We start from the raw sequence: 13,187 nt of genomic DNA, 5'->3' as shown, positions 1-13,187 counted from the left end.
ACGGTCGCGATGCGCCGTTGCGTCACAAAAAGCTATCGCGTGTAACTGAACGTTACAGCAGGTACAAAGACGCGCTTTTGTGCATCAGTTATTACAAAGTTGAAATATGCGGTCCCCGTCCGTTTGTTATATTGAGACACAGGTAGTCGACAACACGAACACACACACTCGCAAAATAGGTGAACACATGAAGACCACGCGTCTTATTCCGTTATTGATCGGTGCGCTTGCAATCGGCGCGTCGAGTGCGGCGATGGCTGGAGGAGTGAATCTTGGCGTTAACATCGGCATTCCCGCACCGGTTTACGTCGCGCCGGCTCCGGTGTACGCACCGCCGCCGCCTCCGCCGCCGGTCGTGTACCAACCGGGGCCGTATGTGGCGGCACCCGCGATCTTTATCGGCTGGCACGGCGATCGTTACTGGGACGGCCGCCGCTACTGGGGGCGTGACGAGTGGTATCGCCATCATGGCCGCGGCCACGGGTACGGCCACGACCGCGGTCACGGCCACTGGCACTAAGCATCGCCCGCGCGCAGCGTAGGATGGCTGCGCCGGACATCATGCCAAAAGTCGACTAACAAAGAAAAACCGCCCTGCAGGGCGGTTTTTCATATCGGTTGCACACACAACGACGTACGCGGCTGTGCAACCGGTTCGAACGCGGTGGTCACTCCGCGGCGACCGTCATCCCGCCGACCACCGAATTGAAGCCGCTGTCGACGTGCAGAATCTCTGCAGTGACACCCGCTGCCAGATCCGACAGCAGGAAGGCCGCCGTATTGCCGACCTGTTCGATCGTCACATTGCGCTTGAGCGGCGCGTTGTCTTCGACGAAATCGAGAATCTTGCCGAAGCCCTTGATGCCGCTTGCCGCGAGCGTCTTGATCGGGCCCGCCGAAATGCCGTTCACGCGCACGCCCTTGCCGCCGAGCGATACGGCGAGATAACGCACGCTTGCTTCGAGCGACGCCTTCGCGAGACCCATTGTGTTGTAGTTAGGAACCACGCGCTCCGAGCCGAGGTAGGTCAGGGTAAGCAACGCGGCGTCGTTCGACAGCATCGGTTGCGCGGCCTTCGCGAGCGCGGCGAAGCTGTATGCGGAAATATCGTGCGCAATGCGGAAGTTCTCGCGCGTGACCCCTTCGAGGAAGTCGCCGGCGATCGCCTCGCGCGGTGCAAAGCCGATCGAGTGCACGAGGCCGTCGAGGCTATCCCAGTGCTGCTTCAACGACGTAAACAGCGCGTCGATCTGCTCGTCCTCCGCGACATCGCAAGGAAATACCAGATTGCTGCCGAACTCGCTGGCGAACTCGGTGATGCGATCCTTGAAGCGCTCACCGACATACGTGAACGCGAGTTCGGCGCCTTCACGCTTGCAGGCCTGTGCGATGCCATAAGCGATGGAACGATTGGACAGCAAGCCTGTCAGCAGGATACGTTTGCCAGCGAGGAAGCCCATGAATTCTCCTAATGAGGTCGGTGCGCCGCATGACCGCCCGGTGCGGATGCGCGGGGGATTTTGGGTAGAATTCTCTCACATTGCAACTGCCCGTTCTTCGCGCGCTTTCCATTAAGGCACATCAGCTATGACGCTTGGCTCACGACGGCTTGGACCACACCGCGAGGTGTTGCGCTCTGTGATTCCTTTGCTGTCGGGCGGGGACGCTCATGCTGGAGCGCGCGATGCGGCAAGCATTGATGCGCAACGGCGCAACGCACGTTTCGCGAAGACGCGCTGCATGTCGCGCGCAAACCCGACCGATGCGCATAGCGCGGCGCGCCGAAGCGGGTGGTCCGCACTATTCGCAGCGTGCGGCTTACTGTTTGCGGCGCTGATGTTCGCGCAGCCCGCCTTCGCTGCGTATGCCATTGCGCAATATGGCCAGCCGAAGTATCCCCCGGACTTCAAGCACTTCGACTATGTGAACCCGGATGCGCCAAAGGGCGGCACGTTGGTGCTGGCCAATCCGAACCGGCAGACGGGCTTCGACAAGTTCAATCCGTTCACGCTGCGCGGCAATGCGGCGCCCGGCATCGACCTGCTATTCGAAAGCCTGACGACCGGCAGTTCGGACGAGGTCGCCAGTGCGTACGGCTTGCTTGCGGACGACATCGACATCGCGCCCGACGGCTTGTCGACTACGTTTCACATCAATCCTCGTGCGCATTTTTCGAACGGCGACCCGGTGAGCGCCGACGACGTGAAGTTCTCGTTCGACACGCTAAAAAGTCCGAAGGCCGCGCCGCAATACGCCGCATATTTCGCAGACATCACGCGCGCGGTCGTGGTTGACCCTGGAACGATCCGCTTCGAGTTCCGCCAGCGAAACCGCGAGTTGCCACTGCTCGCGGGCAGCATGCCGGTGTTCTCGCGCAAGTGGGGGGTAAAGCCCGACGGCAGCCGCACGGCATTCGATCAGCTCGCGTTTGAAACGCCGATCGGCAGCGGACCGTACCTGATCGAGCATAACGACAATGGCCGCAACATCACGTACAAGCGCGACCCGAACTACTGGGGCTCGAATCTGCCGGTGCGCGCCGGCATGTTCAACTTCGAGCGGATCCAATACAAGCTGTACGGCGACTCGACCGCGCGTCTCGAAGCGTTCAAGGCGGGCGAATACGACGCGCTCGTCGAGTACGTCGCGCGCAGCTGGGTGCGGCGCGATGTCGGCAAGCGCTTCGACAGCGGCGAACTGATCAAGCGCGAGTTCCCGCAGCACAACGGCACCGGCATGCAGGGCTTTATCCTGAACCAGCGGCGGCCGCTGTTCCAGGACGTGCGAGTGCGCAAGGCGCTCGATCTCGCACTCGATTTCCAGTGGCTCAACCGGCAACTGTTCTACAACCAGTACAAGCGGATCGACAGTTTCTTCGTGAACACCGACTGGCAGGCGAAGGGTCTGCCGTCGCCGGGCGAATTGAAACTGCTCGAGCCGTACCGCGCGCAGCTTGACCCGTCGGTGTTCGGCTTGCCGCCGACGCAGCCGGATACCGATCCGCCCGGCTCGCTGCGCGCGAACCTCTTGAAAGCGCGTGAACTGCTCGCGCAAGCGGGCTGGACCTATCGCGATGGCGCGCTGCGTAATGCGAAAGGCGAGCCGTTCGAGTTCGAGATTCTCGACGACTCCGGCTCCGCGCAGAGTTTCGAGCCGATTATTGCCGCGTATATCCGTAACCTGCAAAAGCTCGGCATCGTCGCGCGCCTGCGCGTCAGCGATTTCGCGGTCTACCAGAAGCGGCTCGACGCATTCGACTTCGACGTGACGACGCTGCGCTATCCGGACGTGCAGGTGCCCGGCGCCGATATGGTCGATCGCTTCGGCAGCAAGGCCGCTGACGAGCCGGGCTCGGGCAATCTGATCGGTCTCAAGTCACCGGCCGTCGATGCGATTCTTCGCGCGCTGGTCGGCGCGCAGACGCTCGAGCAGCTGACCGACGCGACGCATGCGCTCGACCGTGTGCTGTTGCATGGTTACTATGTGGTGCCGCAATGGTATAGCGCGACGCATCGCATCGCGTACAAGCGCGGGCTCGCATGGCCGAAGACCTTGCCGCTGTACTATTCGGCGGAAGGGTGGATCGTGTCGATGTGGTGGTTCGCGCCGCCGCAAGCGGCACAGCAGGCGGGCGATGCGCCAACGCCAACGCACGCCAACCGTTAGTCCGACGTCACGCCCGTTTCACGAAGTGTTCTGATCGACCGCCTCACCACACCAGGTTGCCGCCATGTGGAGTTACATCCTCAAACGTCTGCTGCTGATGATCCCGACGCTGATCGGTGTGCTGACGGTCACCTTCGCGGTGATCCAGTTCGTGCCCGGCGGCCCGGTCGAGCAGGCGGTACATGAACTGCGCCGGAACAACGCGGAAGGCGGCGCACCGTTCGGGTTGCGCGCGCATTCCGGCGTCGACGCGCAGCAGGTTGCGCAACTGAAGGCGCTCTATGGCTTCGACAAACCGCCGCTCGAGCGCTACTGGCTGATGCTCAAGCGCTTCTCGCGTTTCGATCTCGGCGACAGCTATTTCCGCCACCAGAGCGTATGGTCGTTGATCGTATCGAAGCTGCCGGTGTCGATCAGCATCGGGCTCTGGACGTTTTTCCTGACCTATCTGATATCCATTCCGCTCGGCATCGCGAAGGCGGTACGCAACGGCACGCGGTTCGACGTCGCGACGAGTCTGATCGTGCTGATCGGCTATGCAATTCCAGGTTTCGTGCTCGGCGTGCTGCTGCTCGTGCTGTTCGGCGGCGGCAGTTTTCTGCAGCTGTTTCCGCTGCGCAATCTCGTATCCGACAACTGGGCACAGTTGAGCATCGGCGGCAAGATTCTCGACTACCTGTGGCACATCACGCTGCCGATCGTCGCGTCGGTGGTCGGCAGCTTCGCGGTCGTGACAATGCTGACAAAAAACGCGTTCCTCGACGAGATCCGCAAGCAGTATGTGCTGACCGCGCGCGCGAAAGGGCTCTCCGAACGGCGCGTGCTGTGGAAGCATATCTTCCGCAATGCGCTGCTGCCGCTCGTGGTGGGTTTTCCGGCCGCGTTTATCGGCGCATTCTTCACCGGCAGCCTGCTGATCGAGACGCTGTTCTCGCTCGACGGCCTGGGCCTGCTGTCATATGAATCGGTGATGCGGCGCGACTATCCGGTCGTGCTCGGCACGCTGTATCTGTTCACGCTGATCGGGCTCGTGACGAAGCTGATTTCCGATCTGTGCTACGTGTGGGTCGACCCGCGCATTCAATTCGAACAACTGGAGCGCTGACTTGAGCCGCGTGCGTACCGATGCCGAACCGATCTCGCGCGATACGCCGGCGCGCGCCTTCGTCTCGCCTTCACCGGCCCGTCGCGTGTGGCTGCGTTTCAGGCAGCAGCGGCTTGGCTACTGGAGCTTGATCGTCTTTGTCGTGGCGTTCGCGGCGAGCCTGGCGGCGCCGCTGTGGTGCAACGACAAGCCGCTGGTGGTCCGCTACGAGGGCCATCTGTATTTCCCGCTGTTCAATACTTACCCTGAAACCGCGTTCGGCGGCGACTTCCCGACCCCGGCCGACTATCTCGACCCGTACATCCGGCATCGTTTCGATCTGAATGGCAACTTCGCGGTCTATCCGCCGAATCCGTACTACTACGACACGCTGAATTACTTCTCGAAGGTGCCGAACCCGGCGCCGCCGTCGCGCGATAACTGGCTGGGCACCGACGAACAGGGCCGCGATCTGCTCGCAAGGCTCGTGTACGGCTTTCGTGTATCGGTCGAATTCGCGCTTGTGCTGACCGCGATCGGCACGCTGCTTGGCGTGTTAGCGGGCGCGGTGCAAGGCTTTTTCGGCGGCAAGACCGATATCATCGGGCAGCGGTTGATCGAAATCTGGGCCGCGCTGCCGGAGCTGTATCTGCTGATCATCTTCGCGTCGATCTTCGAGCCGGGCTTTATCCTGCTGATCGTGCTGCTGTCGCTGTTCGGCTGGATCGGTCTGTCCGACTATGTGCGCGCGGAGTTTCTGCGCAACCGGCAACAGGACTATGTGCGCGCGGCGCGCGCGATGGGGCTGTCGAACTGGCAGATTATCTGGCGCCATGTGCTGCCGAACAGCCTGACGCCGGTCATCACGTTCCTGCCGTTCCGGATGAGCGGCGCGATTCTCGCGCTGACGAGCCTCGACTTCCTCGGCCTGGGCGTACCGCCGCCGACGCCGAGCCTCGGCGAACTGCTGTCGCAGGGCAAGGCGAACCTCGACGCGTGGTGGATCTCGCTATCGACGTTCTGCGTGCTGGTGCTCACGCTGCTGCTGCTGACGTTTATGGGCGATGCGCTGCGTAATGCGCTCGACACACGCATCTCCGATGCGATGCGCGCCGGAGGCAATCAGTGACCGACGTGATGCAAGGCCAGGCGGGCGATCGGACCTCAGGCGGGCCGCTGCTCGAAGTCGAACGCCTGCGCGTGAGTTTCGGCGACACCCTCGCGGTCAACGACATCTCGTTTTCGATCGGTCGCGGCGAACGCGTGGCGCTGGTCGGCGAATCGGGCTCGGGTAAAAGCGTGACCGCGCTATCCATCCTACGGTTGCTGCAGGATGCACAGACCAGCGGTGCGATCCGTTTCAACGGCGAAGATCTGCTCGCGAAAAGCGAGCGTGCGATGCGCGGGCTACGCGGCTCCGATATCGCGATGATCTTCCAGGAGCCGATGACCGCGTTGAACCCGCTCTATACGATCGGCGAGCAGATCGCGGAAACGATCGTGCTGCATGACGGCGTATCCGCTGCGGACGCGCGCAAGCGCGCCGTCGAACTGCTCGCGCACACCGGTATTGCGGAACCCGGCAAGCGGGTCAACAGCTATCCCCATCAGCTGTCGGGCGGCCAGCGGCAGCGCGCGATGATCGCGATGGCGCTCGCGTGCCGGCCACGTCTGCTGCTCGCGGACGAACCCACCACCGCGCTCGACGTGACGATTCGCGCGCAGATTGTCGAGTTGCTGCTCGACCTGCAACGCGAAGAAGCGCAAGAGCGTGGCATGGCCATCCTGCTGATCACGCACGACCTGAACCTGGTGCGCCGCTTCGCGCAACGCGTCGCGGTGATGCAGAAGGGCGTGCTGGTCGAAAGCGGGCCGGTCGAGCAATTGTTCGAGGCGCCGCAGCATCCGTACACGCAGCGGTTGCTGCAAAGCCGTCCCGAACGCACGGTGGTGCCGGTGCTGCCGATCGCGCCGGTGTTGCTCGACGCACGCGAGATATCAGTCGATTTCAAGACGAAGCTGCCGGGCTTTTCCGGCTGGTTCCGCGCCGGACACTTTCGCGCGGTCGATGCCGCGACGGTCACGGTGCGCCAGGGCGAAACGCTCGGCATCGTCGGCGAGTCGGGCTCGGGCAAGTCGACGCTCGCGATGGCGCTGCTCGGCCTGCAGCGCACGACTCACGGCGCGATCGAATTTCAGGGCAGGGCGCTCGCCAGCTACCGCGGCCGCGAGCAGACCGCGCTGCGCTCGAATCTGCAGGTCGTGTTTCAGGACCCGTTCAGCTCGCTGTCGCCGCGCTACACGATCGAGCGGATTGTCGGCGAAGGGCTCGCGCTGCATCGGCCGCAACTGGGCCCGGCCGCGCGCCGCGACAAGGTGATTTCGGTGCTGCGCGAGGTCGGCATCGACCGCACTGCGCTCTACCGTTATCCGCACGAGTTCTCCGGCGGTCAGCGGCAGCGCATCGCGATCGCCCGTGCGCTGGTTCTCGAGCCGCGCATTCTGATTCTCGATGAACCGACTAGCGCGCTCGATGTCTCGATACAGCAGCAGGTGTTAAAGCTGCTTACGGGGTTGCAGCAGAAATATAACCTGGGCTTCATATTTATTAGCCACGACCTCGCGGTAATCGGCGCAATGGCCCATCGTGTCGCAGTGATGAAAAATGGATCGATAGTCGAGGCGGGGGACGTTGAGAAAATTTTTGCGTCTCCCACGCATCCTTACACCCGAAAGCTGCTCGACGCGGCGTCTGGCGGTGAAAACTCACTGTTGTAACCAATTGTATGCTGATCTCAATTGTATTTTTCTATTCCTTTTGACACTTGAATACTTACTGGCTAGTATCGACCAAACTTTTTTCCTAGTCCGCTGATTCTTAGGCAAAATCTACCGACCAATGCAGCACCGATCCTTCACCCAGGCTTGTACGCGCGTCGTCGCCGGGATGTTCATTGGCGTACTGATGGCGGCAGCTTCCGGCGCAAACGCCGATGAACCAAGCAGCTTTAACCAGAATGCCTCGTTTTCGACCCCCGCCAGCTTCTCGGGCGCCGGGCTGAACGTCCTGATTCCTTCGTCGTTTTCCCCGAGCAACTCGTCCAATAGCGTTTCCAGCACCACGACCAGTGGCGCACCGAGTGCAGCGAACGACACGCCGCCAAGCACCACGAGCGGCGCCCGCTCGTTCCTTTCCGGCGTCGCCGGCAAGGCTGGCGACGTCGTGGTGGGCGCGCTGAATCTGATTGGCGTGCGCTACCGCTGGGGCGGCTCGTCGCCGGATTCCGGGCTCGATTGCAGCGGTTTCGTGCGCTACGTGTTCCAGGACACGCTCGGTCTCGCGCTGCCGCGTCGTGCGGAGGAAATGAGCCGCGTCGGCGAGAAGGTCCGCGTGGCTGACCTGAAACCGGGCGATCTCGTGTTCTTCAACACGATGCGTCGTACGTTCTCGCACGTCGGCATCTATATTGGCGACAACAAGTTCGTGCACTCGCCGTCGACCGGCAGCACGATCCGCGTCGACGATATGGACGACGCGTACTGGGAAAAGCGTTTTACCGGCGCGCGTCGCGTCGAGACGTCATTCTCGCCGGCCCAGCAGCAAGACTTTCGTCGTCGCGTGAGCGCGACGATCGGCGGCGATAACTAACTGTCGCTAGCTGGCTGTCGGCAGTCTGGCGGCTGGTTGTGTGAATATCGAAAGGCCCGCTTTGCCGGAATTGACCGGAAGCGGGCCTTTCGTTTTTATGCTGCCTTTACGGCACGCCGCCTGTGAAATCAACGCTTCGGGTACACGAGCGGAGACCGCCGCGAAACTGCAGAACCCGCGAAACCCGTGGAAGCTGTGAAACGGCGCTTGAAACGTCAAACCGCGACACGGTTCGCGATCAGCTTGCGCTGCAATTCCGGCATGATCTTCGCGACCGCTTCCTCGCCGGCGAGAATGGCGGCGTTGCGTTGTCCGAAATCGCTGCCGCTCATCGCCGCCAGATTCGGGCGGATCACGACGTCCGCATACTTGTCGAGCTCGTACGCCTTGATGGTCTGGCCCATGATCGTGAAGGTTTGCATCAGCACGTCGAACGAGCTGTCCGTGAGGCCCGTTTCCGGACGCTGCGAGATATCGACCGCGATCACAAAGTCGGCGCCCATCCGGCGCGCGAACGACGCCGGCACCGGGCTCACGAGGCCACCGTCGACATACTCGTGCACGCCGATCTTCACCGGCTCGAAGATCGACGGCACGCTGCATGACGCGCGCACCGCAATGCCGGCATTGCCGCGTTGAAACAGCATCGGCTGACCGGTTTTCAGATCGGTCGCGACGATGCCGAGCGGCTTCGCCATCTTTTCGATCGGCCGGTTATCGAGCGTTTTGTTCAGATAGTTTTGCAGTGCGACGCCTTGCAGAAAGCCGCGCGTGCGAAACGGCATGGCCCAGTCGCTGATCGATGCCTCGTCCATGTTCAGCGCGAGCCGGTTCAGCGCGAAGCCGTTCATCCCCGACGCGTAAAGCGCACCGACCACGGAGCCCGCACTCGTGCCGCACACCAGATCCACCTGGATGTTGCGTGCCTCGAGCGCCTTGATCACGCCGATATGCGCGAAGCCGCGCGCGGCGCCGCCGCCGAGCGCGAGGCCGACGCGCAGCGGGCGCGGCGGCTTGACGATCGGAGGTGTGGTCGACAACGCGGGCGGCACGGTGTTGGCGGCCGTGCTGTCGGACGGTTTGACGGGTTCCGGTTCGGATTTGCTGCCACCGGGCAGCGCGCACGCGCTGAGCACGGCCGATGCCGCAGCCAGCGAAAAGGTGCGGCGCGAAAGACGGGGCGAGGACGGTTTCAACGAATTCTCCAGCAGCGGCATGCGGGTTGCGGCGCACATCATAATGCAAAGCAGCGCTCGCACGACAAAGGGTTCCGCTCTAAAAACCCCGATCCCCAATCTCCACCGTATTGCGCGGGTATAATTCGCCTCTTCGCATTTCATTGGCCGCCGCGCGGTAAGCTTGCCGCAGTTGCCCACGCGAATCGTGCTGCGAATCGTGCTGCGAATCGTGTTGTTTGCCGCGTTCGGTCAGTTTCGTACGTCGCATACGTCCCGACCGTCCGATCGATGGTTTGATCGACCGCCGGATACGTCTGCCACCGCGTGTGCGTTTCGCCTGTTCCGGCTGCGTGCATCAATGTCGCACCCGGCGCCACACGTGTCGCCGTCCGTCTGATTGCCGCCGCTTGCCGGCCCGAGCCCTCGAGTAACCATTCATGACCGCTTCCGCTCACACTTCCATCCGCACCCGCTTCGCACCGAGCCCGACCGGCTTCATCCATCTCGGCAACATCCGCTCCGCGCTGTATCCGTGGGCGTTCGCGCGCAAGTCGAAGGGCGTGTTCATTTTGCGCATCGAAGATACGGACGTCGAGCGCTCGACCGCCGAGTCGGTGGACGCAATCCTCGAAGGGATGGCGTGGCTCGGCCTCGATTTCGACGAAGGTCCGTTCTATCAGATGCAGCGGATGGATCGTTACCGCGAAGTGGTGCAGCAGATGGTCGAACAGGGCCTTGCGTACCCGTGCTACATGTCGACCGAAGAACTGGATGCGCTGCGTGAGCGGCAGCGCGAGGCAGGCCTGAAGCCGCGCTACGACGGCACGTGGCGCCCGGAGCCCGGCAAGGTGTTGCCGACACCGCCGGCGGGCGTGAAGCCGGTCATGCGCTTTCGCAACCCGTTGACGGGCGTCGTCGCATGGGACGATGCGGTGAAGGGCCGTGTCGAGATCTCGAACGAGGAACTCGACGATCTGGTGATCGCACGCCCGGACGGCACGCCGACCTACAACTTCTGCGTGGTCGTCGACGATCTCGATATGCGCATCACGCACGTGATTCGCGGTGACGATCATGTGAACAACACGCCGCGCCAGATCAACATCCTGCGCGCGCTGGGCGGCGAGGTGCCGGTCTACGCGCACCTGCCGACCGTGCTGAACGAGCAGGGCGAGAAGATGAGCAAGCGTCACGGCGCGATGAGCGTGGTGGGCTACCGCGATGCCGGCTATCTGCCGGAAGCGGTGCTGAACTACCTCGCGCGCCTCGGCTGGTCGCATGGCGACGCCGAAATATTCTCGCGCGAGCAACTGATCGAATGGTTCGATCTCGAGCATCTCGGCAAGTCGCCCGCGCAATACGATCACAGCAAGCTGAACTGGCTGAATGCGCACTACATCAAGGAAGCGGACAACGCGCGCCTCGCGGGTCTGGCCAGGCCATTCTTCGCGGAACTCGGTATCGACGAAGCGGCGCTGGCGAGCGGCGCGGATCTGACCGCCGTGGTCGGGCTGCTGAAGGACCGCGCATCGACGGTAAAGGAGATCGCGGAGAATGCCGCGATGTTCTATCGCGAGCCGAGCCCGGAGCCGGACGCGCTCGCGCAGCACGTGACCGACGCGGTACGTCCGGCGCTCGCTGATCTGGCCGATGCGCTGAAGACTGTCGAGTGGACGAAAGAAGCGATTGCGGCGGCGCTCAAAACGACGCTCGGCGCGCACAAGCTGAAGATGCCGCAGCTTGCGATGCCGGTGCGGTTGCTGGTGGCCGGCACCACGCATACGCCGTCGATCGACAGCGTGCTGATGCTGTTCGGCCGCGATACGGTGGTGCGCCGGATCGGCAACGCGCTGGGCTAAAGCGCCGCACGGGCGCAATGCGGCGCGCGAATACGAAAGTATTTACAAAGCGGGATTTGGTGTCTACAATCTCGCTTCTGTTCTGCAAGGGGGGTATAGCTCAGCTGGGAGAGCGCTTGCATGGCATGCAAGAGGTCAGCGGTTCGATCCCGCTTACCTCCACCAAACAGGCCAACACAGGTCTGCAGAACAGGTCAGGAAGTCAGACACGCGGTACCGCGAAGAAGCCCCGAACTATCCGTCGGGGCTTTATTTTTTTCAGCACTGGGTTCTTCAACGCCGGTTCCGTCGACGCCGCTTCCGCGCGACCACTGCGGCCGCTCGTTTCTGCTTTTATCACGCGACTACGGCGCGAGCCGCGTAAACACGAAATCGTGATTCTTCACGCGCGCCTGATGGCACGCAAAGCAGGTCTGATGTTGCACGCGGCTTGCGCGTGTGCTTCGCTCGAGGACAATGGGAGCGAAGCGGAGGCAAGCGATATCAGCGCCGCGGCGACGAAGCCGCTTCGCGTCCTGGTCCGCGTCGCGGTTCGAGTTCCGCTTCGCAGCACGCTTGCGGTCCAACTCATCGTCGAGCTCCTTTTTTCTTCTGTGGATATCGGTCAGTTGCGCTTGCAACTATCGCGAATGCTGACGTTATCGTACCGGTTGAGCGCCGCCGCCGCTGCTATCGCCCGCTCTCGCCGCACTGGGGCAGGTCGGCCGCTTGCAGCACTTCGCCGGTCGACTGCCGTTGCACGAACGCCACCACCCCTTGTTTCGCTGTACTGGCCGCATAGGTGCCGGTAATCCGCGCGTGGCCGCCGACGATCGGCACTGGTCCGAGCCAGTTGCGCGTCACGCGATCGTGATGCAGTGTCGCGCCGGCGTTCTCGCCGCCCTTGACGTCGCTGCGCAGTCCATCTTCATACACGGCGACATACGCAAACGCGTCGCCGGGAAGCGGCGTGCGCGCATCGATTCGCGCGTCGAACGCGATCGTGCCGGACGACGATGCCGCCGCGCCAATCCGAATGTCGACGGGCGCCGGCTGCGCGCCGACTTCCTGCACACGGTCATTGAAGCTCTTCGCGCTGGACCAGCCGCGCACCTCGCGTCCGCCGACGAATATCGCCGGTGTGTAGACAACGCCCGAGCCGGCCGTCGAACTCAGATACTTCTGCCGTGCGGTGAAAGCGGGCTGCGCGAAGCGATCGCGCCAGTCCGCGTTGTCCCAGTAGTCGACGTGCAGCGCAAGCGGCACGACCGTGTCGTGACGTCGTTCGCGGTTCAACTGGCCTAGCCAGTTATCGGCGGGCGGGCAGCTGTCGCAGCCTTCGCTCGTATAAAGCTCGACCAGCGCGACGCGATGCGCGGGACTGGCGACACTGCAGGCGCGCTCGGGCGCGGCGTGCGCGGTAACGGCGATGCCTGAGATCAGAAGTGCGGCGTGCGTAAAGCAAGTGGATACCCGCATGGTCGTTGTCCAGAGAGCGTTGTTCGTTCACGCATTGGAACGTACGCTTGTATCCGGCTGATGTCGACGACGCGGCGAGGCAGGGCAGAGAAGGCCGCGCCGATGCTGCGAATGCGCTTGCAGATGCACGGCGTTACGTATCGCGACTGTGTACGGATACATTGCGATACAAAAAAGGCGCGCATGCGCGCGCCCGATGAACCTGTCCGCATTTTTGTGGGTGAGGCGGTTAAAGGAATCGTTAGCCGCGCGCCTGCGTGAATCGATCGCCAAACAGAATAGCAAACTGATTC

10 protein-coding genes, 1 tRNA gene and 1 pseudogene are annotated in these 13,187 nt (G+C 62.7%); 8 read left to right on the top strand and 4 right to left on the bottom strand.

The annotated features are described in order from the left end of the window. Positions 1-187 precede the first annotated feature (187 nt). Complete coding sequence (locus BX592_RS19685; RefSeq protein ID WP_134193592.1) at positions 188-520, top strand: hypothetical protein; 333 nt, start codon at positions 188-190, stop codon at positions 518-520. A gap of 148 nt (positions 521-668) precedes the next feature. Here BX592_RS19685 and fabI read toward each other — a convergent pair whose 3' ends face one another. Next, positions 669-1,460: an enoyl-ACP reductase FabI gene (gene fabI, locus BX592_RS19680; protein ID WP_134193590.1), complete on the bottom strand. Its 792-nt coding sequence runs from the start codon at positions 1,458-1,460 to the stop codon at positions 669-671. 280 nt (positions 1,461-1,740) lie between these two features. Here fabI and BX592_RS19675 point away from each other — a divergent pair, with 280 nt between their 5' ends. From BX592_RS19675 to BX592_RS19655, 5 genes are all read left to right on the top strand, one after another. Beyond that, positions 1,741-3,666 carry an extracellular solute-binding protein gene (locus BX592_RS19675; protein WP_134193588.1) on the top strand — a complete coding sequence of 642 codons (1,926 nt, stop codon included), beginning with the start codon at positions 1,741-1,743 and terminating at the stop codon, positions 3,664-3,666. 64 nt (positions 3,667-3,730) lie between these two features. Next, a complete protein-coding gene (locus BX592_RS19670) occupies positions 3,731-4,771 on the top strand; it encodes a microcin C ABC transporter permease YejB (RefSeq protein ID WP_134193586.1) in 1,041 nt (346 codons plus the stop codon). Between the two features lies 1 nt (position 4,772). Continuing rightward, a complete protein-coding gene (locus tag BX592_RS19665; protein ID WP_134193584.1) occupies positions 4,773-5,879 on the top strand; it encodes an ABC transporter permease in 1,107 nt (368 codons plus the stop codon). A gap of 8 nt (positions 5,880-5,887) precedes the next feature. Next, a complete protein-coding gene (locus BX592_RS19660; RefSeq protein WP_134193856.1) occupies positions 5,888-7,528 on the top strand; it encodes an ABC transporter ATP-binding protein in 1,641 nt (546 codons plus the stop codon). Positions 7,529-7,649: 121 nt separating this feature from the next. Further along, positions 7,650-8,399, top strand: coding sequence for a C40 family peptidase (locus BX592_RS19655; RefSeq protein WP_134193582.1), 750 nt, complete (start codon positions 7,650-7,652; stop codon positions 8,397-8,399). A gap of 215 nt (positions 8,400-8,614) precedes the next feature. Here the strand turns inward: BX592_RS19655 and BX592_RS19650 are convergent, their stop codons facing one another. After that, positions 8,615-9,595, bottom strand: coding sequence for a patatin-like phospholipase family protein (locus BX592_RS19650; protein ID WP_243849632.1), 981 nt, complete (start codon positions 9,593-9,595; stop codon positions 8,615-8,617). A gap of 419 nt (positions 9,596-10,014) precedes the next feature. Between BX592_RS19650 and gltX the strand changes: the two genes are divergently transcribed. Next, positions 10,015-11,436, top strand: a complete 1,422-nt coding sequence (gene gltX / locus BX592_RS19645) for a glutamate--tRNA ligase (RefSeq protein WP_134193578.1) — start codon at positions 10,015-10,017, stop codon at positions 11,434-11,436. 89 nt (positions 11,437-11,525) lie between these two features. Further along, positions 11,526-11,601: transfer RNA gene (locus BX592_RS19640), tRNA-Ala, on the top strand. A gap of 179 nt (positions 11,602-11,780) precedes the next feature. Here the strand turns inward: BX592_RS19640 and BX592_RS34510 are convergent. Together BX592_RS34510 and BX592_RS19630 are read right to left on the bottom strand one after the other, a co-directional pair. Next, a pseudogene (locus tag BX592_RS34510) lies at positions 11,781-11,858 on the bottom strand (cytochrome P460 family protein); the annotation flags it as partial. A 247-nt stretch (positions 11,859-12,105) separates the two neighbouring features. Next, positions 12,106-12,894: a DUF1223 domain-containing protein gene (locus BX592_RS19630; RefSeq protein WP_134193576.1), complete on the bottom strand. Its 789-nt coding sequence runs from the start codon at positions 12,892-12,894 to the stop codon at positions 12,106-12,108. Between the last annotated feature and the right edge of the window lie 293 nt (positions 12,895-13,187).

This window comes from Paraburkholderia rhizosphaerae (genome assembly GCF_004366595.1).
In the GTDB taxonomy this organism is placed as follows: Bacteria; Pseudomonadota; Gammaproteobacteria; order Burkholderiales; family Burkholderiaceae; genus Paraburkholderia; species Paraburkholderia rhizosphaerae.
The sequence above is the reverse complement of the archived record's forward strand: the minus strand, read 5'-3'. Positions and strand labels throughout refer to the sequence as shown.

Coding starts and splice junctions, on each gene's coding strand:
- fabI (WP_134193590.1), bottom strand. CDS start 1,460: ATGGGCTTCCTCGCTGGCAAACGTATCCTGCTGACAGGCTTGCTGTCC.
- BX592_RS19675 (WP_134193588.1), top strand. CDS start 1,741: ATGTCGCGCGCAAACCCGACCGATGCGCATAGCGCGGCGCGCCGAAGC.
- BX592_RS19660 (WP_134193856.1), top strand. CDS start 5,888: ATGCAAGGCCAGGCGGGCGATCGGACCTCAGGCGGGCCGCTGCTCGAA.
- BX592_RS19670 (WP_134193586.1), top strand. CDS start 3,731: ATGTGGAGTTACATCCTCAAACGTCTGCTGCTGATGATCCCGACGCTG.
- BX592_RS19685 (WP_134193592.1), top strand. CDS start 188: ATGAAGACCACGCGTCTTATTCCGTTATTGATCGGTGCGCTTGCAATC.
- BX592_RS19630 (WP_134193576.1), bottom strand. CDS start 12,894: ATGCGGGTATCCACTTGCTTTACGCACGCCGCACTTCTGATCTCAGGC.
- BX592_RS19655 (WP_134193582.1), top strand. CDS start 7,650: ATGCAGCACCGATCCTTCACCCAGGCTTGTACGCGCGTCGTCGCCGGG.
- gltX (WP_134193578.1), top strand. CDS start 10,015: ATGACCGCTTCCGCTCACACTTCCATCCGCACCCGCTTCGCACCGAGC.